Genomic DNA, 23,855 nt, shown 5'->3' with positions numbered 1-23,855 from the left:
ATTAAATCAGTCCCGATTTCATGTAATAGTGGAGTCGGGATTTTTTTATTAGCTGATTTACAGTGATTTAGATTGGTTTAAGAATCTCATCTATCAATTTATACTACAAAACTGGTAGCTTTTGCCATTCATAAAAAGAAATATTTAAGGGTTCGGGATTTTTTCTAAATTTATTCAGTCTTACACCCACTCATTTTTATGTTAAACTTTACTTCCTCAATAATAACGCTCCTGTTTTATCTGTTGAGCGCAGCAATTCCCTGTGCTTCGCAGGCCAATATTACCAGCGAAATAGTTGCCGATATTGAATTGCTGTTAAAAGAATATGATCGCAAAAATAAACCAGGCTTGACTGTTGGTATTATCAAAGACGGAAATCTCGTATTCCAGCAAGGTTATGGTATGGCTAACATAGCGAAGAAAATACCTAATGCACCTGATGTCAGTTATGAAATAGCCTCGGTGAGTAAGCAGTTTACGGCTGCAGCTATTGTTTCCTTAATTCAGAAAAAACAATTATCGTTCGAAGATGATATTCATAAATATCTACCTGATTTCCCTGATTATGGAAAATCCATAACCATCTATCATTTGCTTTATCATACCAGTGGCATACGGGATTATATGGTGCTGATGTGGCTGACAGGCAGAAGTTTTGAAGCAGCATTTACTAATAAAGAGGCTCTGGAAATAATTAAACAGCAAAGCAGTTTGAATTTCCAACCGGGGCAACGGTGTGTTTATAGTAACTCTAATTATATCTTGCTCGCTGAAGTTGTTCATAAAGTAAGCGGACTATCATTGAGTAAATATGCAGAGAAAGAGCTATTTGGGAAACTGGGAATGAAACAAACCAGCATTGAAGAGAGCAAGCCTGCGTCTGTGTCTTTATTGGCTTATAGTTACGGCAAAAATGAAAAAGGCTATTTTGCTTATAAAAACGGGCACAGGACTATGGGAGATGAAGGAGCAGTAACTAATCTGAAAGACATAGCTATCTGGGATAATACATTTTATGATAAAAATTCTATTAGTTTCTCTCTTTTAAATAGAGGCAAGCTGGAGAACGGCAACCTTTTAAGCTATGGGATGGGTATCATGACAGGTTCATATAAGGGCGAGCCCATACATACACATCCGGGAGCCTATTTAGGATATAGAGCCGAGATATTACGCTTTCCCCGTAAACATATTTCTATTATAGTGCTGGGTAATTCAGGAGAAATCAACCCTGAAACTATCAGCAGGCGCGTGGCTGATGTCTATGTTTTTAATGATAAAAGTAGTTTGGTTAATGAAGTGCCGGTTAAAAAATCAGGAGTAGAGAATTATTGTGCCATTATGGGTAAATACGAAGTAGCTCCGAATGTACTGATTGATATTCAATATAAAGGCGGTGTATTGAGCGGACAAATAACCGGGCAACCAATGCTCATACTTACACCGGATACTGAAAATAGTTATAATGTTAGTAACGGTGATAAAGTAATTTTTGATAATAAGGTAGGCGGATTAATGCAGCAATTAACCGTGGTACAAAAACAGGGCAAAACCACAGCCACACGATTAGCCACAGTTACGCCCGATTTGTTTAAAAAGTATGTAGGCGAGTATGAGAGTGCTGAGCAAAAAGCTATCTATACATTTTATGCCGACAAGAATGCACTATGGTTTAAAGTGGGTACTAATGCTCCTGAAAAAGCAGAGATATTGAAAAAATACAATAGGCTACAATTCAGCTATCAGAATCTGGAAAGTGCTACAATGGTTTTTGAAGCAAATAGTGCAGGAGAGATTGAAGGTTTTACCTTAAGTTCTGGAAGAATAAACGGATTGAAGTTTGTGAAGAAAAAATAGGGGCTAATAACTTGTGTGCAGTTAATTTTAATGAAACATTTTGACAAAGTACAACGTTTCTTTAGAGTGGGAGAAATGAGAAAATTAAATATCCGAGTAACAAACATGATAAAAGTCCGTGGCCTGAAAGTAATAGTTTTAAGCTTAACCTGCTTAGCTATTGGCCTTATTAGCTGTCAGAATAAATCCAAACAAAATACTATGCAAACCGAAGAAATTAAAAAAGGAAATCCGTATTATTCACATATCGATAAAATGCCCTTGCATGTAAGTGATGCAGAATGGAAGAAAGTATTAAGTCCTGATGTATATGCTATTATGCGTCAGAAAGCAACTGAAAGGGCGTTTACCGGAAAGTACTGGAACTATACAGGCAAAGGTACCTATTATTGTGCTTCTTGTGGCAATAAGCTATTTCGTTCTGATGCCAAATTTGCCAGTATGTGTGGTTGGCCAAGCTTCTTTGAGCAGGAAGACGAAAGCAGCGTGGTATACGAGGAAGATTATTCGCATGGCATGCATCGTACAGAAGCCCTTTGCGGCCGTTGTAACGGTCACTTAGGCCACTTGTTTGATGATGGTCCTGCACCTACGCACAAACGTTATTGCATGAACTCCATTGCGTTGGATTTTGAGCCAGATGATAAAACGCAGGTGGAATCTAACTAATGAAACACTTACAAACAGGGCAATTTCATGGGCAAACCAATCGCACTATTGCATTGGAGGGCATTACTTTGACTGATACTGAATATACCCTGGATAAAGTAGACTGGCATTATCATGAAAATGCCTATTTTACTTTTATTCTGCAAGGCAAAGTGATAGAGGGTAATAAGAAAGAAGTCTATAATTGTAATGCAGGAAGTCTGTTGTTTCATAACTGGCAGGAGCCTCACTATAATATTAAACCACCTGGCTTTACCCGTGGCTTTCATATCGAATTAACCCATCAATGGATTAACGATATCGACTTTAGTTTGGATAAACTGATGGGTAGTCTGAATATTTCGAACCCTGCATTGAAGTTGATATTATATAAGATTTTTATAGAATCTAAAACGGATGATATAACAGCTCCTTTAGGCGTTCAGACCTTATTGTTACAATTATTGAGTCAGATGGAAAGAGATAATGAAAGCACCATCTACAAGAATCCGACATGGGTAGGGCAGTTGAAAGAATTATTGCATGATACTTTTGCCGAGCAATGGAGCCTCAATGAATTATCTGCCGAATTAGGTATCCATCCGGTTCACCTTTCCAGAGATTTCTCTAAATACTTTCATTGTAATATAGGTGAATATATCAGAAAGCTGAAAGTGGAGAAATCACTGTCGCTACTTTCTCAGAAAAACAAATCACTGGCTGATGTAGCTTTTGAATGCGGTTTTGCCGATCAGAGCCATTTTGGTCGCTGCTTCAAGGCCATCAACGGCATAAATGCTTTAGAATACCGTAAAAATGTTTTGAATTAGCACCTGATGTTAATTCTGTTCTATTTTTTGAGATTAGGAGATGTGTACCTTTGTAATTCAAAATAAAATGAAAAATGAAAAAGCTACTCTTAATCTTATTTACTTTCTACGCTGCCACTGCAAGCGCACAAATCAAAGATATTGTTCAAACCGATGGTTTTGTTAATCCTTTACACAAGGCCAATGTCGGGCGAATTGCCTTTCTGCCGAGCGATATTCCTATCGACCAATTAAAAGAAAGTGATTTCCTGACCAGTTTTGAGCTGAAATATGTATCTGATTTGAGCATCAGACCATTTCTGGGTAATTCAATCACCAATTATCTACACCAACTAGCACCAGATATTCTGGCCGACGAAATCATTACAAAAGGTAATTATCAGTTTTCTTTTTATGTCGATGGCAAACTTATCTACAAAGAAAATCTGCATCACGGTGCAGGCTTGAAAAAGCATACGACTACGACCTTTAGAGTACCCATAACTACCTCAAAAGGAGAAGACTGGTGGGCGGTTTATATGTTTAACCGATTCATGCTGAGAGGTGGCGAAGATGCTCTTACCGATGGAACACATCAGTTCAGATTAGAAATGCGCCCTTATATCAAATTAGGAGAAGAAGTAAAAGTAGGAGATTTGATTGCGCAGGGAGAAATCAAACTCATTATTAAAACGCCCGAACTTACACGGGAGCAGATAGCTGTACAGCCGATTCAACCAAATTCAGGCTGGGAGGTTTCAAAGGCTTCTATTGACGTATCAAAGATTGAGGAAATGAACAGACTGATTGCCATTAATAAGTTGAAAGAGATTTCAAGCGTTGTTGTGATAAAAGATGGTAAACTGCTTCTGGAAGAGTACTTTAATAAGGCTGATAGAGGCACTTTGCACGATACCCGTTCTGTGGGTAAGTCGTTTACCTCTACCATGATGGGCATTGCTATTGGTGAAGGCTATATCAAAGACGAAAACCAGACGCTGGACCAATTTTATGATTTAAAGAAGTATGCCAATTATAGCCCTAAAAAGGATAGTATAAAAATTAAGGACTTACTCAGAATGAGTTCGGCTTTTAATGGCTCTGATAGCGATGGTGCTTCTCCGGGCAATGAGGAAAATATGTATCCGACTGATAACTGGGTAAAATTTGGGCTGGATTTAGGAATGGACGACAAGAAAGTCAGCGGTAAGCAATGGGATTATTTTACTGTAGGTGTGGTTTTATTGGGCGATATCCTCAACAAATCAGTACCTGAAAGTCTGGAAAAGTATGCGGATAAAAAACTTTTTGCTCCTTTAGGCATTAAAAACTACGAATGGCAATATACTCCACAAAAGGTAGTAAACACAGCCGGAGGTTTAAAGCTGTCAGCTTTAGGTTATGCCAGATATGGACAGCTTTACCAGCAAAAAGGCAAATGGAATGGGAAACAGATTATTCCTCAAAACTGGGTCGACAAATCCTTTACCAGATACCTACCTATTCCGGGCAGAATTAATGAGTATTATGGCTATTTATTCTGGAACAAAACCTTTACTGTCAACGGTAAAGATTATGAAACATTCTATTGTGCAGGTAATGGCGGAAGCAAAATCTATGTCTTCAAAGATTATCCGTTAACAGTAGTCATTACAGCCAAAGCCTACAACCGCCCGTATGGTCATTCACAGGTTGATAGAATGATGCAGGAATATATTTTACCTTCGGTGGTGCGGTGATTAGAATGTTTTTTTCGTAGAGACGTCGGTTCGCCACGCGATTGCGATACGTCTCCAAGGGTCTGTCTATTTAAAAAAGCGAATTTAGGGCAAAGTATTGAAAGAATAAAGAATTATACTCCTATTGAAATACCAATGGAGACGCCTAAAAGTCGTCTCTACAAATGGTAAATATTTTCATTAGCTTTGTAAAATTATACAAAGCCATATGAAGAATCACCTGGTCTGGATATTATTACTTGGAAACCTAAACTTTGCTCACGCTCAAATGAAATTTATCAAAGGGCAGGAAAGAAGTATGCAGCAGATATTGGCAGATGCCAAAGCTAAAAATCAGATTATTTTTGTAGATGTGTATGCCACCTGGTGCGGGCCATGTAAGTGGATGGACGAGCATACTTTTGCCGATGCCCGTGTGGTAGAGAAATTCAATAAGCAATTTGTCAATTTTAAAGTCGATGGAGATACTTCCGAGGGACAGGTAGTCAGAAATCTTTATAAAGTAGGGGCTTACCCCACTTACCTGTTTATTGCTCCCGAAGGAAAAGTTCTCCATCGAATAGAGGGTGTAATGCCCTCGCAGATGTTAATGGACGAAGCTGATTTTGCCGCTAAACGCGCGACGACAAATTAAGCTAAATCTTCAAAACGTTCTAACATCAGAATAGACGCCTGAGGTAGAATAACATATTTTTCGCCCTCATACATTACCTCAATGGCATGGCGCTGTAAGTAAATAGCCAAATCACCCTCTTGCGCCTGTAGAGGCATATATTTTACCTTTTCTTCGGTTTCTTTCCAGGGCTCGTCTTCGGTTTGTTGCGGTAACGGGTAGCCCGGCCCAACCTTAATGATGTAGCCTGTTTGCACTTCTTCTTTTTCGGTTACGGTAGGGGGAAGGTATAAACCCGAATTGGTTTTGTCAGAAGGATTATTTGGTTTTACCAACACTTTATCGCCTACTACAATCAGTCTTTTTAATTTGTTATCTGCTGTTACGCCAATCATAAATGATGAAAATAAATGGGATTAGACTAAATATATTTTTGCCACAATGTACACTATGTAGCACTGTTTCACAATTATTACTATTCGGTCACATCGACTAGGTGTCCTATGCCCCTGGTGTACATTGTGGCACAACTCTATTAAAATGCAAAATTATGGAAAAATATGAAACCTCCCGAACTGGTTTCAGGAAGTCATGTGAGAAGCAAACGCAAATGTTTGAGAAAAAGTTTTATTTCAAAACCTGATAAACTACCAATGCCGCCACATAAGCCAGCACCGACATATAACCCAACTGAATAAGCGGCCATTTCCAGCCTTTGGTTTCACGATAAACCGTGGCAATGGTACTCATACACATCATGGCAAATACATAAAATATCAGTAATGAAAACGAAGTAGCTATCGAAAAAGTCTTTTGACCCGTATTGGCATTCACCTCATTGCGTAGTCTTTCTTTAATGGTCGACTCGTCTTCCGGGTCAGCTCCAATGCTATAAATGGTTGAAACCGTTCCTACAAATACCTCACGGGCGGCAAAAGAAGTAATCAAGGCAATACCGATTTTCCAGTCGTAGCCTAAGGGTGCAATAGCAGGCTCAATGAATTTACCGAAATGTCCTGCATAAGAACTTTCCAATCTCACAGAGGCTATTTTTGAAGCCAATTCTTCTTGCGTCTGGGTTGGATTGGCAGCAATCACCTGTTTCTCGGCCTGCTCCATTTCACTGCCCGGGCCATAAGAAGCCAGTACCCACAATAATATCGAAATAGCCACAATTACTTTTCCGGCTTCAAAAACAAAAGTTTTTACTTTTTCCAGAATCATAAACCCTACCTGTTTCCAACGTGGCATTTTGTAGGTAGGCAATTCCATGATAAAGTAACTTCGTTCTTTCGATTGCAGAATCAGTTTCATAATCCAGCCTGCTACCAGAGCAGAGAAGAAACCTAAAAGATATAAGCCCATCAAAGCAATGCCTTGCAGGTTGAAAATACCTAATACTTTGGTATCCGGCACCACTAAGGCTATCAGAATTGTATAAATAGGTAATCTGGCAGAACAACTCATTAATGGTGTAACCATAATGGTAATCAGGCGGTCTTTCCAGCTACCGATCGTGCGAGCCGACATAATAGCAGGTACGGCACAGGCCATACTTGAAATCAATGGGACTACCGATTTCCCGCTCATACCAAAACGACGAATGAGTTTATCCATTAAAACTACCACCCGCGCCATGTAGCCCGACTCTTCCAGAATCGATATAAAAGCAAATAAAAAGGCAATCTGTGGAATAAAGATAACCACACCGCCCACGCCGGCAATTAATCCATCGGTTAATAGACTTACTAAAACACTGTCAGGTAACACCGATTTCAGCCAATCATTCAACCCAGCTACACTTCCATCAATCAAATCCATCGGATATTCAGCCAGTGAGAAAACGGATTGAAAAATCAGGAACAGAATGCTTAAGAAAATGGCGTATCCCCAGATACGATGGAGCAATATTTTATCGATTTTCTCTGAGATCGTTTCTTTCTGTTCACCTGTTTCATGGATTACTTGAGTCAGTGTGCCACTAATGTCATGATAACGGTCTATAGTTTCGGCTGATTGAAAAGCATCAGCATTGAAGTTGTATTTCTCCACCAACGCCTGTAGGTCCTTCTGGGCATCATCACCTAGAAACATCATCTTAGGCGACTGAGCCGCATATTGCATGGCCAGGTATTTATTGGAAATATTATATTTCTTGCGAACCTCAGAGGCTATAACTTCCGATTTTTCATCAAGAATAGGCGGATTAACGTGTGTCTTTTTCGATTCAAGTTGGTTCAGAATCGTATATTTCAAACCATCGATCCCAATACCCTGACGGGCGTTTAACTCTACTACCGGCACACCCAGTATTTTTGAAAGTTTACCCGAATTAATGGAAATGCCCATTTCCTCCGCTACATCCAGCATATTCAGGGCGAGAATCGTTGGGATTCCTAAATCGCTTACCTGCTCAAACAATAGCATATTGCGTTTCAGGTTTGAGGCATCGGCTACTACTACGGCTACATCAGGATATTCAGGGTGTTGAGGATTCGCCAATACTTCTAATACAACCTGTTCGTCCAACGAATTAGGGTAAATACTATAAGTACCGGGTAAGTCAAGAATTTCAATATCAGTTTTGGCATCTAAACGGCAGAAGCCTATTTTTTTATCAACCGTAACACCGGGGAAGTTCCCGATTTTTTGTCGGAGTCCCGTCAGTTGATTAAATAAAGAAGACTTACCTGCATTAGGATTACCCAGCAGGGCTATAACTTTTTTCTCTTTCACATTAAATCCAGAATTTTAATAATCAAGCCATTGGTTGTCTTATGCCTGATTGGGTTTTAATACGATAGTTGCCGCCTCACGTTTTCTTAGAGAAAGATGATATCCCGCCACTCTTATACCTACGGGGCAACCTAATGGAGCAATGAAATCTAATGTTACTTCAGTTCCGGGCAAACAACCCATCTCTAATAATTTCAACGACATAGCTGGGTCTTTGAAAGTATTAATAATCCCTTTCTCTCCGATGTTTAGGTCTGCAACAGTTTTTTCGGGAAATTTTACCATTTCCTTATTTAGAATAATTTTAAATAAAACGCAAGTTTACTAGTTTTTGTTCGGAAATAAAAATGATTTTTAACAATACTGTCATAAAGGGCCGCAATTCATTTAACGTAAAATACAGGGGATACCATAATTTACTCAATCAGTTGATAAACCAATTGTATAGCATCATGTCTATAGTGTACTTTGTAGCTATAATTAGTTTTTTACTGTTTTACTTTGAAAGTAAGCTATTGGATATAAAAATTCTTAAGCAAAAACTTTAAAAAAAGAATTAAAATCATAAAATCCTAATCGTTTGCATAGTACCTTTGCCCCACGATAGGTACGACAAGGCAATCGTGGTTCAGTACATGCAAGAAATCAAAGCACTTATAGAAAAAGAAATCCGTTTAGAATGGCGTCAGAAATATGCGCTTAACGGGATGCTTCTATATATTGTCAGTACGGTTTTTGTGTGCTATCTTAGTTTTACGCTAAAAGTTAACAATATTGAGCCTATTACCTGGAATACCCTCTTCTGGATTATTTTATTGTTTACCGCTGTTAATTCCATCACCAAAAGTTTTACACAAGAGGGCGCAGGCAGACAACTCTATTACTATACGATAGCCAGTCCGCAAGGAATTATTATATCTAAGATAATATATAATACCTTGTTGATGTTAGTATTGTCGTTATTGGGTTTTTTGATTTATGTGGTTATGCTAGGGAATCCGGTCGGTAACCTGCCGATGTATCTGGTAAGTATCCTGTTAGGGTCTATAGGTTTTTCTACTTCCCTGACAATGGTAGCTGGAATAGCCTCAAAAGCCGAGAATACTTCAACACTCATGGCTATTCTGAGTTTCCCGGTTATTCTACCGATGTTGATGATGATTATCAAGCTATCGAAAAGTGCGATGGACGGTCTGGGGTGGGAGACAAGCTATGACGAAATCGGAATCTTACTGGCTATTGATGCCATAGTTGTAAGTATCAGCTATTTGCTTTTTCCGTATTTATGGAGAAGCTAACGAATTTGAAAAAACTGTTTTTATTATAATAAGTGTCTGATATGAATTAGCTTATTTATTCGCTGTGTGGCGGCCGCTAATTCACCATTCGCTAATTCACGATTGACTTATGAAACAATCTTGGTGGAAAATTCTTTGTGTAGTGATTTTGTTCTACACGATTATACAAGGGCTAATCGGCGCCATTCCTCGCCAGCCTATCCTGAACGAAACACTGCGTAATGTCTATTTTCATGTGCCTTTGTGGTTTGGTATGATGACCCTGATGGTAGCTTCTGCATGGTTTGCGATCAAATACCTGAGAGGTGGAAATATAGCGCACGATGAATATTCAGCTGAATTTGCCAATACAGCCATGCTGTACGGCGTTTTAGGCTTTGCAACCGGAGCTGTTTGGGGTAATTATACCTGGGGCGACCCACTACCAAAAGACCCGAAACTGATTGCCGTTGAAGTAGGTTTGTTAATATACGCGGCTTATTTCATTCTGAGAAGCTCATTTGAAGACGAACAGAAAAGAGGTCGTTTATCAGCCGTTTATAATATTATCGCTTTTGCGGCCTTTATGCCTTTGGTATGGATATTACCACGTCTGACAGACTCATTGCATCCAGGTAATGGTGGTAACCCTGCCTTTGGTAAATATGATATGGATAACCGCGTAAGAATGGTATTCTACCCGGCTATCATCGGCTGGACACTTTTAGGTGTCTGGATAACTAGTTTAAGAATCAGACTGAGAGTTATTAAAAGATTGAAAGCTGAGCAGTTTTAGTTTTAACGAGTAATTTTTGATTAAATATATTGATATACATGAAAAAAATATTAGCACTTTTAACCTTGACACTCCTTTTCACAACCAATCTATTTGCCCAACAGGAAGTAGAAATGGCTGATAAAATGCGTCAAGACGGGAAGATTTGGGTAGTTGTAGCAGTAATTGCTGTAGTTTTTGCGGGAATTATTGGGTATTTAGTTTTGTTAGATAGAAAGATTAGTAAAATAGAAAAAGGTTTATGAAAAAATCACATATTATCGCATTGGCAGTAATTGCGGTAGCTGTTGGAATTATTATCTCTACGGTGGGAGACGCCAGTACTTATGTTGGGTTCAGCGAAGCTGAAGAATTAGCAAAAGATGGAAACAATAAGTCTATCCACGTAGTTGGTAGTTTAAAGAAAGATGCGCAGGGAAATGTTGTCGGTATGATATATGACCCTGTGGCTGACCCGAATAGTTTTCAATTTACGATGATTGACTCACTGAATCGTGAAGAAAGAGTAATTTATAACCAACCAAAACCACAGGATCTGGATAAATCGGAGAAAGTGGTGGTAGTGGGTAGCATGGATATTCAGAACAAGGTTTTCCGTGCCGAACAAATTTTATTAAAATGTCCATCGAAATACAACAATAATAATCTGGAAGCAGAAGAAAGCAAACCAGCGGTTTCGATGCAAAATCCATAAAAACATGGTAATTCTGTTTGATGGTGTTTGTAATTTCTGTAATGCCTCCATCAATTTTCTGATTGACAGAGACAAGAAAGGTCTGTTTAAATTTGCCGCCTTGCAATCAGAACCCGGAAGAGAAATTCTAGAAAAGCACCACATAACTTCTATAACCGAATTTGATAGTGTGATACTGGAGAAAGACGGTAAACTCTATCAGAAATCTGACGCGGCACTAGAAATAGCCCGCCATATGAATGGACTGTGGAAACTTTTATATGGGTTTAAAATAGTCCCGAAGTTTATCCGTGATTTTGTTTATGATATAGTAGCTAAAAACCGCTATCGGTTTATGGGTAAGATGGATGCCTGTAGGCTTCCAACACCTGAATTGAGAGCTAGATTCTTATAAAACCAGAAAGTCTGTTCATTTGAACAGACTTTCTGGTTTTATGGAGAAACTCCTACAATATCCTCAACTTAGCAAAGCTCAATAACAAAGTCTTTTCGCCTTGTCCATCAAATACAATCGTTGCTTTTCTGTCAGTCCCATTCACATCCATTCTCTTTACCATACCAAAGCCGAATTTCGGGTGTTCTACTTTATCTCCCTCTTTCAGGCTACTGGTATCACTCGCCACGAAATCGCCTGTTGGCGTATGCTGCGGAGCAGGCACCGCCTTTTGCACAGGTTTCAGGTTAGAGATAATGCTCTCTTTCTTGGCAAATGATAGGGTAGAAGTCGGACGGTCGTTTCGGGTTGGGGAATCGTCAAAAGAAACCGAGCGGCTTTTCGACATCTGCAAAAAGTTCTTATCGATTTCTTCTAAGAAACGACTTGGTTCACAGTAGTTTAACCGACCATAGTTATAACGTGTTTCAGCATAACTTAAAGTCAGTTTCTTTTCTGCTCTCGTGATTGCTACATAGAATAACCGGCGCTCTTCTTCCAGATCGGTACGGTTTTGCAACATCATCTGTGATGGGAAGAGGTTTTCTTCCATACCGACAATGTACACGTATTTAAACTCCAATCCTTTTGCACCGTGAATGGTCATTAAAGTTACACGCTCATGGTCGCCATCTTCATCTTCCTGGTCGGCCGAGGTCATGAGGGTAACGGTCTGCAAAAAGGCACTTAAGGTTTTTTCTTCATTTTCAGGATTGTCAACGAATTGCTTTACTGAGTTGAGTAACTCTTGTACGTTTTCGTATCGTGATAGTCCCTCTACGGTTTTATCTTCATACAATTCGCGAAGAATACCCGAGGTTTTGGCAATGTATGCGGCAACGGTGTGCGCATCTTTGCCCTCATCAATCATGATTTTGAAACTCTTAATCAAGGTTGCAAAATCATCAATCGCTTGTCCGGCACGCCCGGCTACAAACTGGCTAATATTACTTACTACCTCCCACACCGAGCGGTTGTTTTCAGCGGCTGTTACTACGATTTTGGCAACTGTTGTATCTCCGATGCCTCTTTTGGGCAGGTTGATAATCCGCTTAAAAGCTTCTTCATCATTCTGATTAACCGTAAAGCGCAGATAAGCTAATAAGTCCTTAATCTCTTTCCGTTGGTAGAAAGATAAACCTCCAACGATACGGTACTTGATATTGATTTTCCTTAAAGCCTCCTCAAATGCTCTGGATTGGGCATTGGTACGATAAAGAATCGAAAATTCACTGTTTTTAAGTCCCTCGTTATTTTTCGCTTCAAAGATACTGGTAGCTATCAAACGTGCTTCTTCGTTATCGGATGCCGCCTTGATTACCTCAATCTTTTGCCCTTCGTCATTATCTGTAAAGACATTCTTCTCTAACTGCTCTTTATTACGGGCAATGACCGAATTGGCGGCATTGACAATCGTTTTGGTAGAACGATAGTTCTGCTCCAGTTTAACTACATGTAGTTCGGGATAATCACTCTTAAAATTCAGGATATTCTGGATATTTGCCCCACGGAAAGCATAGATACTCTGCGCATCATCGCCTACTACACAGATATTCTGATGTACCGATGAGAGTTTCTTGGTAATGAGATACTGCGAAACGTTAGTATCCTGAAACTCATCTACCAGCACATGCTTGAATTTATGTTGATATTTGTTCAATATATCCATATGGTCGCGGAAGAGAATATTGGTATTGAACAATAAATCGTCGAAATCCATGGCATTGGCCTGGAAACAACGCATCTGATAAGTCTTATACAATCGTCCGATTTCCGGCATACGGGCCGCTTTGTCATCTTCCATATAAATCGGATTATTGACATAAGCCTCCCAGGATACTAAGGCATTCTTGGCATTAGAAATACGATTCAATACATAGTTCGGGCGATAGGTTTTATCATCCAGTCCTAGTTCTTTAATAATACTACGTATTAAAGACTTTGAATCATCGGTATCGTAAATAGTAAAATCAGAAGTATAGCCTAGTCTTTTTCCTTCAAAACGCAGGATTTTGGCAAAAATGGAGTGGAAAGTACCCATCCACAGATTTTTGGCATCAGCGCCAATAATCTGCTCGATACGATGGCGCATCTCACCAGCAGCCTTATTGGTAAAAGTCAAAGACAGGATATTAAATGGGTCGACGCCCTGCTCGATAAGCCAGGCAATCCGATAGGTTAATACACGGGTTTTGCCCGAACCTGCACCTGCAATAATCATCAACGGACCTTCGGGGTGAGTTACAGCTTCGCGTTGGGGTGGGTTAAGTTTATCTAAGTAATTGTTCTGGTTCTGCACGGAATCCCTTTCTTTAAATGTAATGCAAATATAAATATATCGCGGCGATATATTTTTGTCAAGTCTTTTCTAAATGATTTCGATAGTACAAGGAGAAGAATACAAAGGTAATAACAATATTATTGAATGTTTAGTGTGAGTGGGAATTAATTAAAGCATGTATCTACATTCACCGAATAAAACGGTCCGCCGTCGCGGTCGGCGTCTAAAATAACAAAGGAACATTTTTATATATGTACGCCGGACTTAAGTCCGGCTATGTATACAAGACCTTTGTTGTATTAGGCGGTGAATTCATTCACCGTTACATGGGTTTATGAGATATTCATTTACCCTCAAAACTCCTTAGGCCTCTTAGGCGCTGGCTTCAAAGAAAAAGGAATCTCTTTCGTAACCCATTTAGTAGCCTTATCAATCTGAATGGTGGCAGGTTTGCCCCAATAAACGTATTCCATATAGTTTTTGCCATCTTTTGAGCCTCCGGTATAGAATCCTTCTACTCTTTTCAATTGCATGCCATTGGCGGCATAGGCTCGTTTCGGTTTAAATTCACCTGAATTATCTAAATCATCATCGTTGGTGAAATACGTGACTGTAAGTGGATTTTTCATTTCGAATTTATCAGAAGGGGCATTGACAGGCAAAATCTCTGTGGTGATTTCAACAGGATAGGTTATCTCAACTTTACCTTTAATTAAATCCGCATCGATAGGCTGGTCGCCGCCCGGAGGGTCAAGTCTGAAACTAAAGGTTTTGGGTTTGTTGTCATAGAAAGCGCCTTGTGGTGTATAAGGAGAATTTTTTCCTGCATCTGTTGCCACCACATCTTTAAACTCTACTTTGGCAAAAGCTGAATTGAAGCTATTAGGCATAGATAAAATAATTTTGTGGTTATTCAAACCATCATTAGTTCTATCGGCTTTGATAGTCAGATTCGCTAAATCTGCTTCTGCTATTTTATCATATTTAATAGTAGGTAGATTTTCATATCGCTCATGGGATAAAGTCGTTTCACCGTGTTGGAAATCTGGTGTCCTGTGTACCACAATCGGAATCTTTTTGCTGCTTGTGCCTTTGGGTTGTACAATTACCAGTTGCGCAATTGTACCCAATGCTTTTACATAGCTGATGATAGGTTCTTTGCGTAAATCATCAAATTTATCAACCAATTCTTTCTTCCTAGCTTCAGGTATTTTGCCATCTTTATCTAAAATACTATAAATAGACTTGGGCACTTCAGAGCGTATTACTTCTAACTGAAGTGGTTCACCTTTGGCATTTAAGGCATAATAATTCAGTCGGCTATCTTCTGTTTTACGTTTAATCTCAAAAACTGCAATATCATTCTCTATTGATAGCAGCTTCACCATTTCTCCATCAAGATCTTTTTCTTTACCAATATCTGCTTTGGTCAAGGTTATCTGTTTAAACTCTGTGGGATAAGTAAAAGAAAAAGTACCTTCGATGGTGTTTAGCGTTTTTCCGTTTTGAGGTTTATAAGTAACCACTTCATTGAAAAAATCCATTGAAGACATCCTGTTTTGGTCAGGTCTGGGTACAATTTCCAGCGTGCCACCTTCTTTAGTAGTGGCTTTATTCCAGAGAAACTGTCCGTTCACCAAATCCATATTCGGTAAATGAAATACATCTGCCTCAATACGCGCTTCGTTATCTCTGAAACTTGATTGCTGGAAATAAAAGCTATTGGTAAACAAGGCAAGTTTTTTGTCAAAATCGGCTGTATTGAGATTGGCAGGCAAACCTTTTTCTGAAATTACATCAGGTACAGGCGTTTTGCTGGGTGTAGGTCTCCCGAAGAAATCGGAGAGCATTTCAACGGCCTTTATCTTTTCTTCTCTTGATATTTTTTGCGCAATTGAAAGCGAGGCATTAATGCAAATTATAATAGATAATAGGACGTATTTTTTCATGGCTTCTGAACGGTTTAATACTAAACGAATTTCAGCCTTATTTGGTTATTATGATTGATTTTGGGATAAAATCTGTACGAAAATTTACTAGATGGTAAAAGGATATTATTATGTATGACGATTTTTTAAATCGTCTCTTCTGAGAGTAATAAACCCACATGCTATATTATTGGTTAAGAAAATCCTATTGAATTTTGACGATTTACAAAATCGTTATATTATGAAGATTTATTTTGTGAACCTTTAATGATATTTATCATAGTTACTACTCAATGAAAGCAGATCTTTAACGTTGTAAGCGTATTGAAATCTGCTAAAATATGTACACACCTAAACTAAAATTATTACTCCTTTTCTTGTATTGCTGTTCATCAGGTTGTAAGTATAAACCGAACCAAAATGAAGGCCTAGATTTGACTAAAATAAGTGCGCAACAACAGGCGGTTATACAACAATGTAGCTATACTGATCTATCGAAAGAATTCGACGTTAAGATATTTTTGAGGCGTTTCGAGCGAAAAGATGATATTTATGATTCATGCACGATCAATCTGACAATATCTGATAAATTAACTCATCAAAAAATGGATACTTTATATATAAATCCGTCTTTCTATGCCCCTGATGTTTTTAAGAAATGTAATCATGTTTTGTCATACTCTACTAAAGTTAGTTTTGAGGGGGTAGGAGACGATAATGACTATGGGGATATTATCATTGCAGACTTGAATTTTGACAATAAAGATGATATTGCAGTGATAAATAATTCGGGAGGGAATGGTGGAGTATTTTACAATTACTATATACAGGAAAACAAAAAGTTTGTTTTAAACAGATACCTAACAGACTCAATGAATTATTTTCCCACTAAAATAAATAAGTCTAAACGAACATTAACTACCTACGTACATGCAAGTGCAGTCTCTTTAGGAGAGCATATTTATTATTTAACTGCTGACAAGGGGTGGATTGAAAAGAGCCATAAATTTGTACCTTATCCCAAAGAACCTTGATACATTCTCAAAAAACACTGGCGCTCCGAAGTTTTTTTACGAGATAAAACCTATTTTTGCCTAGGAATCAATAAAACCTAACGTTGCACATGAAAAAAGCCTTTGGCTTATTTAGCCTGCTTATCCTCGCGTTTTCTACTATTGCTCAAAACAAATATGCCATTATCCCCAAGCCATTAGAGCTCACTCCTCTGACTGGTGAGTTTACCATTGATGCCCAGACAAAAATCCTGGTTCCAAAAGGTGCTACTGAAATCAGACCTCTGGCTGAAATGCTGGCTGAACGTGTGGTGGTAACGTCAGGCATTAAATTACTAATTGAAGAAGCAGATATACCAAATACTTTAGTGCCTGCCAATAAAACTATTGTTTTTGCTCCCTACAAAGAGCAGGTGATGAATAAAATATTGGGCGATGAAGACTATATTCTGAAAGCAGACGCCAAAGGTGTGATATTGGCAGGTGCCACAGGCAAAGGAGAGTTTTATGCCCTACAAAGCTTATTACAATTACTGCCACCACAGATATTCAGTAGCTCGCTTGAAAAAAGTGTAAAATTGACTGTTCCGGCTTGTACTATTTTCGACCGTCCACGTTATGGACACCGTGGTAGTATGCTTGATGTGGCCCGCCATTTCTTTCCGGTTTCATTTGTAAAAAGATATATTGATTTATTGGCTTTGCATAAAATGAACCGTTTCCACTGGCACTTAACTGACGATCAGGGTTGGCGAATTGAGATTAAGAAATATCCGAAACTGACCGAAGTAGGCTCGAAACGTAAAGAAAGCATGAAAGGTCATTATAATGAATGGAAATTTGATGGGATCCCCCATGGTGGATTCTATACACAGGAGGAAATCAAGGAGGTGATTGCTTATGCTCAAAAGAAATACATTACTATTATTCCTGAGATAGAAATGCCGGGCCATGCTTTGGCGGCTCTTGCCTCGTACCCTGAATTGGCATGTACAGAAAAATCATTGAAAGGAGGACCTTTTGAGGTTACTGGAATATGGGGTGTGCATGATGATGTTTTTTGCCCGACTGAAACAACCTTTAAGTTTTTAGAGGATGTATTGACAGAGGTGATTGCCTTATTTCCAAGTGATTATGTACATATAGGTGGTGATGAGTGCCCGAAAACTGCCTGGAAGCAGAGTGCTTTTTGTCAGGCTTTAATGAAGAAAGAAGGCTTGAAGGATGAACACGAATTACAAAGTTATTTCATTAAACATTTCGATAAATTCCTGACTTCGAAAGGCAAGAAAATCATTGGTTGGGATGAGATATTGGAAGGAGGTATTTCTCCCAATGCAACTATCATGTCGTGGCGTGGGGTAGAGGGTGGTATTGCTGCTGCTCAACAAAACCATGATGCCATTATGACACCAACGGGTTTTTGTTATCTGGACTATTATCAGTCAGACCCCTCAACTGAGCCTTTGGCTATCGGTGGTTACCTGCCTTTAGAAAAAGTATATTCGTATGACCCAACGCCAAAAGCATTAACACCTGAACAGGCCAAACATATATTAGGTATACAAGCCAATCTCTGGACTGAATATATCCAAACTCCAAGTCATGTAGAATACATGGCTTACCCACGTGCTTGTGCCATAGCAGAAACGGGTTGGACTTCAGCCAAATTGAAAAATTATGACGATTTCACTGCGCGTTTGAAAACCCATTTTGAACGATTGAAGTATCTGGCTGTTAATTATGCTAAAAGTTATTTTGACATTACCGCCTCTTCGGCCATTAATGATAAAAGCCAGGTGGTAATCAAATTACAATCGGTAGATAAAGCCGCCACTATCAGATATACAGTGGATGGTTCAGAGCCGACGGCCAGCTCTGCCTTATACCAGCCTACAGGTGTAGTTATTACCAAAGATGGGAGTGTGAGAGCGGCCGCATTTTCTGCAAAAGGAGAACAATTGGGTAAGGTATTAACCAAATACTTCTTTATCAACAAAGCAACCGGACGTAAATACACCTTAGTGAACCAACCAAAAAACTATACTGGAGGTGAAACATACGGCTTAACCAATGGTGTAAAAGGCGAAGACGCCAACAGCGCCACATGGATAGGTTTTGAAGGCAAAGACCTGGATGCAACTGTTGATTTAGGCCAGTCCATGACCGTCAATAAAGTATCGTTTGCTTTCAAAGGAGCAAGCGATTCATGGATTATGTTGCCAACCGAAGTTGAAGTGTCGATTTCCAATGATGGTAAAACATTTACCAGTATAAAGAAAATCCCAATGGCTGCTACGCCTCCAAAAGGTAGTGCAGTACAACAATTAGGTGTGGCAGTAGATGGCAAAAAAGCCCGCTATGTAAGAGTATTTGGTAAAAATTATGGCAAACTACCAGACAATCACCCGGGCAATGGCAACCCCGCCTGGCTATTTGTTGATGAAATTGCTATTGAATAAAGGATTTTTAAATAAAATTCATGATTTGAAACAAAAAAATCATCAAATTTGTATTCATTAAAGTGCGAAGATGGCTCAACCTTGAACCATCTTCGTAAATTTTAAGACCACGTAGTTCAACGGATAGAGCGAGCGTCGCACCGCTAGAAGTTTCCTGAACTTTAGAACTATAACTAAAAAATATAAAGACCACGTAGTTCAACGGATAGAGCGAGCGTCGCACCGATAGAAGTTTCCTAAACTTTTGAACTATAACTAAAAAATATAAAGACCACGTAGTTCAACGGATAGAATAGAAGTTTCCTAAACTTTAGATCCGGGTTCGATTCCCGGCGAGGTCACTCTTAATTAGAATACAAGTCTCCTGAACTTTAGATGCGGGCGCGGCGTATAGTCCAGGATGCGCAGTCGAGGTCTTAATTCTGTAAATTTCTTCATTCAATTACTCCACTCCGATGGAGTTTTACCATATACTTCCTGAAATACTTTTGCGAAATACGAGATACTTTCAAAGCCCACCTGATAGGCTACTTCTGAAACCGTAATATATTTATTCTGAAGCATTTTTGCCGCTTTCTGCAAACGATAATTGCGAATAAATTCAATAATTGTCTGGTCGGTTATGGCTTTTAATTTACGTCTTAGCTGGCTTGGCGTGATATTCATTTCGTCAGCCAATATATTTACACTAAAGTCAGTATTTATTAAGTTCTTATCTATTATGGCATGAAGTTGCTGTAGAAACTGGTCGTTTAAAGAATCCTCTTTGGGCTCATAGCTCAAAGGTTCCTGATAAACTGATTGACTGTATTTTTGTTGCAGTGCCTGTCTGATAAAAATCAGGTTACGCACCCGAATCTGTAATTCATCTGTATTAAAAGGCTTGGCCAGATAATCATCTGCACCTAATTCAAGCCCTTCCAATCGGTCTTCAAGCGCTGCTCTGGCGGTAAGCATGATTACCGGAATATGATTGGTGCGCATATCTGATTTCACGAGTTTACAGAAACCAAAGCCATCTAACCGGGGCATCATTAAATCGCAAATCACTAAATCCGGAATCAGCTCTACTGCTTTTTCATAACCTTCTTGTCCATCTGCCGCTTCTACAATCTGGTAGCTTAACTCAAAATGACTTCTGATATAAGCTCTTAAATCTGTATTGTCTTCAATAATCAGTAGAATTGGTAATTCTGAATCATGTTGAATCGATTCATTGTTGGTAAGGTTTGATGTTAAATAGCCTGAATCAGACCTCTCTATTTTACCAACATTAGGTTCGGTTAATAAAGCCTCCTTATTCAGGTATTTTCCCCACGTGGCTTTATCTGTCGGAATAGAGACCGTAAAGGTCGTACCTACGCTTATCTGACTTTCAACGTTTATTTGTCCCTGTAATACATCTACTAATTCTTTTACCAATGCCAATCCAATGCCCGTTCCTTCATAATTCCGAGTATAACTTTTTAGCGAAGCACTATCTTCAACCTGATAGAAACGGTCAAAAATAGACGTTAGCCGTTCTTGTTCAATACCAATACCCGAGTCCTGTACTTGTATGGTAAACGAAGTGTCGGTATAGGTAGTTTGTATAGCAATCTTTCCACCTTCAGGTGTAAATTTGAAAGCATTAGATAATAAATTGGTAATGATTTTCTCGATTTTATCACTATCAAAATACGCAATCTGTCTGGTATCGTTTTTATCATACACAAAGCTTATGTCCTTACTTTCTGCCAGAGAGTCAAACGAAGCCAGTAGCTGTTTGAGAAAACCGGCTAAATCTGCCTGCTGAATTTTTGGAGCCATTTTCCCTGCTTCCAGTTTCGATAAATCGAGTAACTGATTAATCAAGGTCTGCAATCGGCTCAGGTTACGTTGCATGACATGCACAATCCCTTCCTGAGGATATTTTTTCTTTAAATCAGACAGTGGGCCTGCCAGCAAAGTTAGCGGTGTACGGAACTCGTGCGAAATATTAGCAAAGAATCTGGTCTTCAATGAATCCAGTTCAGCCAGTCTTTCCGCTTCTTTGTCTTTATATATGAGTTGTTCCTGCAAACGAACCCTTTTTAACTGGTTCTTATACAAACGATAAACGGTATAAGTGAATAGGGTCAGATAAATAAGATAAGCCCACCACGTGCGATAAAATGGCGGATTGACACGAATGATTAACTCAATGGGTTTACTCCAAACTTCACCATTTACCGTACCCATTACCCTGAATGTATAAGTTCCACTGGGTATCTGAACATAGTTGGCAAAATGGTCAGTTCCTGCTTCTACCCAATCATCGTCCAGACCTACTAATTGATAGCGATAGCGGTTTTTGACAGGGTTGGTAAAGTCCATAACTCCGAACTCTAAAGAAATCTGATTCTGTTCGTGCGCTACTTCCAGTTTCCGGATATATTCAATAGGTTTTTCAAGCACAGCTGCTTTATCGTTGACTTCTATAGGCTTGTTGTTAATTTTTAAACCGAAAATCTTAATGACAGGTATGTCTTTACTATGATTAATATCCGACGCTTTAAAAATGTTGATGCCATTTATCCCACCAAAAAATAATTCACCTGTTGGGGCTTTAAAGTAAGAATTGGTATTAAATTCATCATCCTGTAACCCATCTGATTTATTAAAATTAGTAAATGCCGCCGTTTTAGGGGTAAATCTTGATAAACCTCTATTAGTCGATAACCATAGATTAGTATCATTGCCCACTAATATGCCATAAACAACTTTATTAGGTAAGCCTTGTTCTTCCGTAAAATGCTCAAATTTCCCACTTTGTTTATCTAGTCTTTCAAGGCCTCCGCCTTTCGTACTTACCCACAAATATTTGTCAGGTTGATTGGGGTCGCTTACTATAGCCGATACAAAATCGTTGCTTAAACTCTGCCCATCGGTTTTGTTGTTTTTGTAAATGGTATACCTGGGTTTACCCGAAAGCCCCTCGGCCTTTATTAATCCCTTTTGTGTACCAATCCAGATAATGTCTTTATGATCCTGATATATAGAAAAAGTCTCTACAGTGAGGCTGTTTTCAGGCAGCAGGTGCTGGTAATTAAATACCTGAAATGTTTCTGTTTCAGGATTAAACTTAATCAGGTTTCCATCCGTAACACCCAACCAGATATTACCGTCTTTATCCTCTAGCATTTTATAACTGTAAACGCCTCCTCCAAACACATAGACGGGGGGTAATTCATATTCTTTCAGCTTTTGCCAATCTGTAGAAAAATAGGCCATCACTCTTTTACCATTGATAGTATAAATCAGGTAAAAATTATTCCTGCTATCCTGCATCAGCAGATTGTCTACATAAGTGGGGTGGTCGATGCTATGGGGTATTGGTGATATAGTATTGCGAGCTTTATCTACCTGATAATATCTATACTTGGGCCGGTAGTTGCCATGTATATATAACCGCCCCTGTTTGTCTTGTAAAAGGTGGCTTGGCGAATAACCAGCCAGAAACGATTGAAACTGCTTGACATTTTTATTGAAGCGAAATAAACCATAACCAAAAGTGCCAGCCCATATATTGTCGCTCTTATCCTTAAAAAACTGTCTCATTCCTTCAAGGAGTCTGGGCATTGTAGCAAAAGCATTCGCAGGAGTCAATTGCGCTGTTTTTATTAATTTATCAGGCTTTATAAGCCACAGATATTCCTGATTACAAATGGTTAAAGTCTCGTCATCAAACTGATTGAGTACAGTAATTCCCAAAACAGAGGTTGGAAAAGGAATAGTTTTGATGATTTTATTATTAACAATGCAATGAATGGCGGTTTGTCCGGCTACCCAGTAGCGCTTTTGCTTATCTTCTAAAACTTTATAGGCTTCAAGGTCTATCTTCGCGTCAAAACTGGAGGGGAAATGATTTTTTATAGAGAATGATTTAGCTATTTGAAGACTCATTGAATGAACATCGTATCTGAAACTGGTTTTTTGTCTGGAAGCAAAGTCGGCTTCAATAAGCCAGTTACTGAAATCTGCCTGAGCAGGATACCCTTTTTGTGTAATGAAGAATGATTTTTCAGGATTATCCGTAATAACCCAGATATTGCCTGCTGTATCTTCTTTCAGATAAAAGATAACAAAGTTGCGTTCGTTGTTGGCTATTCTGGGATTGGCATGATAAAACTTTTGAGTAAGAGGGTCAAATAAATTGAGCCCGTCGTTTTCTGTACTCACCCAGATTCTACCTTTTGAGTCTTCTAAAAGCCGTGTGCAGTTATTACCCGAAATGCTATATTCCTTATAAGGATTGTGCGTAAATATTTTAAAATTATAGCCGTCATATCTGTTCAGTCCATCTTTGGTAGCTACCCACATAAAACCCTGCCTATCCTGAACAATGTCGTTAACCATTCCTTGCGAAAGCCCATCAGCAATGGTAATGGGTTTCCATAGATTCTGCTGCGCAACACAGGCTATTGAAAGAAATAGAAGTATGACAATTTTAAGACGCATGCAAGGAAGTAGGCTTTAAAAAAAATCAAATATAATACGATAAGAGGTCAATAAAAAACAATTCAATAGCTGAATTATTGAATGGTAAAA

At 38.9% G+C, this 23,855-nt stretch carries 18 protein-coding genes and 1 tRNA gene; 13 read left to right on the top strand and 6 right to left on the bottom strand.

The genetic code is table 11. From position 1 onward, the window contains the following. The first annotated feature begins 198 nt into the window (after nucleotides 1-198). From D0T08_RS04155 to D0T08_RS04135, 5 genes are all read left to right on the top strand, one after another. Nucleotides 199-1,857: a serine hydrolase gene (locus D0T08_RS04155; RefSeq protein ID WP_116981310.1), complete on the top strand. Its 1,659-nt coding sequence runs from the start codon at nucleotides 199-201 to the stop codon at nucleotides 1,855-1,857. A gap of 105 nt (nucleotides 1,858-1,962) precedes the next feature. Next, on the top strand, nucleotides 1,963-2,526 hold the full coding sequence (gene msrB, locus D0T08_RS04150; protein WP_229238889.1) for a peptide-methionine (R)-S-oxide reductase MsrB: 564 nt from the start codon (nucleotides 1,963-1,965) through the stop codon (nucleotides 2,524-2,526). Continuing rightward, the gene (locus D0T08_RS04145; RefSeq protein ID WP_116981309.1) at nucleotides 2,526-3,335 is read left to right on the top strand and encodes an AraC family transcriptional regulator; all 810 of its coding nucleotides are present in this window, start codon (nucleotides 2,526-2,528) and stop codon (nucleotides 3,333-3,335) included. Before msrB ends, D0T08_RS04145 begins: the two co-directional genes overlap by 1 nt. Before the next feature lie 74 nt (nucleotides 3,336-3,409). Beyond that, the gene (locus tag D0T08_RS04140) at nucleotides 3,410-5,053 is read left to right on the top strand and encodes a serine hydrolase (protein ID WP_116981308.1); all 1,644 of its coding nucleotides are present in this window, start codon (nucleotides 3,410-3,412) and stop codon (nucleotides 5,051-5,053) included. 268 nt (nucleotides 5,054-5,321) lie between these two features. After that, a complete protein-coding gene (locus tag D0T08_RS04135) occupies nucleotides 5,322-5,687 on the top strand; it encodes a thioredoxin family protein (RefSeq protein ID WP_158561187.1) in 366 nt (121 codons plus the stop codon). Here the strand turns inward: D0T08_RS04135 and D0T08_RS04130 are convergent. The 3 genes from D0T08_RS04130 to D0T08_RS04120 all read right to left on the bottom strand — a co-directional run bounded on the left by D0T08_RS04130 (nucleotide 5,684) and on the right by D0T08_RS04120 (nucleotide 8,687). After that, a complete protein-coding gene (locus D0T08_RS04130; protein ID WP_116981306.1) occupies nucleotides 5,684-6,061 on the bottom strand; it encodes a co-chaperone GroES family protein in 378 nt (125 codons plus the stop codon). The genes D0T08_RS04135 and D0T08_RS04130 overlap by 4 nt on opposite strands. Nucleotides 6,062-6,293: 232 nt before the next feature. Beyond that, nucleotides 6,294-8,402, bottom strand: coding sequence for a ferrous iron transport protein B (gene feoB / locus D0T08_RS04125; protein WP_116981305.1), 2,109 nt, complete (start codon nucleotides 8,400-8,402; stop codon nucleotides 6,294-6,296). Nucleotides 8,403-8,441: 39 nt separating this feature from the next. Continuing rightward, nucleotides 8,442-8,687 (bottom strand): FeoA family protein, encoded by a 246-nt coding sequence (locus D0T08_RS04120; RefSeq protein WP_116981304.1) that lies wholly within the window; start codon nucleotides 8,685-8,687, stop codon nucleotides 8,442-8,444. Between the two features lie 350 nt (nucleotides 8,688-9,037). Between D0T08_RS04120 and D0T08_RS04115 the strand changes: the two genes are divergently transcribed. From D0T08_RS04115 to D0T08_RS04095, 5 genes are all read left to right on the top strand, one after another. Then, nucleotides 9,038-9,700, top strand: coding sequence for a heme exporter protein CcmB (locus tag D0T08_RS04115; RefSeq protein ID WP_199538109.1), 663 nt, complete (start codon nucleotides 9,038-9,040; stop codon nucleotides 9,698-9,700). Nucleotides 9,701-9,809: 109 nt separating this feature from the next. Next, nucleotides 9,810-10,475: a cytochrome c biogenesis protein CcsA gene (ccsA, locus tag D0T08_RS04110; RefSeq protein ID WP_116981302.1), complete on the top strand. Its 666-nt coding sequence runs from the start codon at nucleotides 9,810-9,812 to the stop codon at nucleotides 10,473-10,475. A 38-nt stretch (nucleotides 10,476-10,513) separates the two neighbouring features. Then, entirely contained in the window at nucleotides 10,514-10,720 is a 207-nt protein-coding gene (locus D0T08_RS04105) for a CcmD family protein (protein WP_116981301.1), read from the top strand. Continuing rightward, nucleotides 10,717-11,169, top strand: coding sequence for a cytochrome c maturation protein CcmE (locus D0T08_RS04100; RefSeq protein WP_116981300.1), 453 nt, complete (start codon nucleotides 10,717-10,719; stop codon nucleotides 11,167-11,169). Before D0T08_RS04105 ends, D0T08_RS04100 begins: the two co-directional genes overlap by 4 nt. A 4-nt stretch (nucleotides 11,170-11,173) precedes the next feature. Continuing rightward, nucleotides 11,174-11,563, top strand: a complete 390-nt coding sequence (locus D0T08_RS04095; RefSeq protein WP_116981299.1) for a thiol-disulfide oxidoreductase DCC family protein — start codon at nucleotides 11,174-11,176, stop codon at nucleotides 11,561-11,563. A gap of 52 nt (nucleotides 11,564-11,615) precedes the next feature. Here D0T08_RS04095 and D0T08_RS04090 read toward each other — a convergent pair whose 3' ends face one another. Together D0T08_RS04090 and D0T08_RS04085 are read right to left on the bottom strand one after the other, a co-directional pair. Further along, a complete protein-coding gene (locus tag D0T08_RS04090; protein WP_116981298.1) occupies nucleotides 11,616-13,901 on the bottom strand; it encodes an ATP-dependent helicase in 2,286 nt (761 codons plus the stop codon). Between the two features lie 335 nt (nucleotides 13,902-14,236). Beyond that, nucleotides 14,237-15,832 (bottom strand): hypothetical protein, encoded by a 1,596-nt coding sequence (locus D0T08_RS04085; RefSeq protein WP_116981297.1) that lies wholly within the window; start codon nucleotides 15,830-15,832, stop codon nucleotides 14,237-14,239. A gap of 413 nt (nucleotides 15,833-16,245) precedes the next feature. Between D0T08_RS04085 and D0T08_RS04080 the strand changes: the two genes are divergently transcribed. The 3 genes from D0T08_RS04080 to D0T08_RS04070 all read left to right on the top strand — a co-directional run bounded on the left by D0T08_RS04080 (nucleotide 16,246) and on the right by D0T08_RS04070 (nucleotide 19,627). Continuing rightward, entirely contained in the window at nucleotides 16,246-16,845 is a 600-nt protein-coding gene (locus D0T08_RS04080) for an XAC2610-related protein (protein ID WP_147322702.1), read from the top strand. Nucleotides 16,846-16,934: 89 nt separating this feature from the next. Continuing rightward, nucleotides 16,935-19,286 (top strand): family 20 glycosylhydrolase, encoded by a 2,352-nt coding sequence (locus D0T08_RS04075; RefSeq protein ID WP_116981295.1) that lies wholly within the window; start codon nucleotides 16,935-16,937, stop codon nucleotides 19,284-19,286. A 269-nt stretch (nucleotides 19,287-19,555) separates the two neighbouring features. Then, nucleotides 19,556-19,627: transfer RNA gene (locus D0T08_RS04070), tRNA-Arg, on the top strand. A gap of 97 nt (nucleotides 19,628-19,724) precedes the next feature. Here the strand turns inward: D0T08_RS04070 and D0T08_RS04065 are convergent. Continuing rightward, a complete protein-coding gene (locus D0T08_RS04065; protein WP_116981294.1) occupies nucleotides 19,725-23,765 on the bottom strand; it encodes a two-component regulator propeller domain-containing protein in 4,041 nt (1,346 codons plus the stop codon). Nucleotides 23,766-23,855: the final 90 nt, after the last annotated feature.

Origin of the sequence: Emticicia sp. C21, from assembly GCF_003418935.1 — a bacterium.
Lineage (GTDB): Bacteria > Bacteroidota > Bacteroidia > Cytophagales > Spirosomataceae > Emticicia.
The sequence above is the reverse complement of the archived record's forward strand: the minus strand, read 5'-3'. Positions and strand labels throughout refer to the sequence as shown.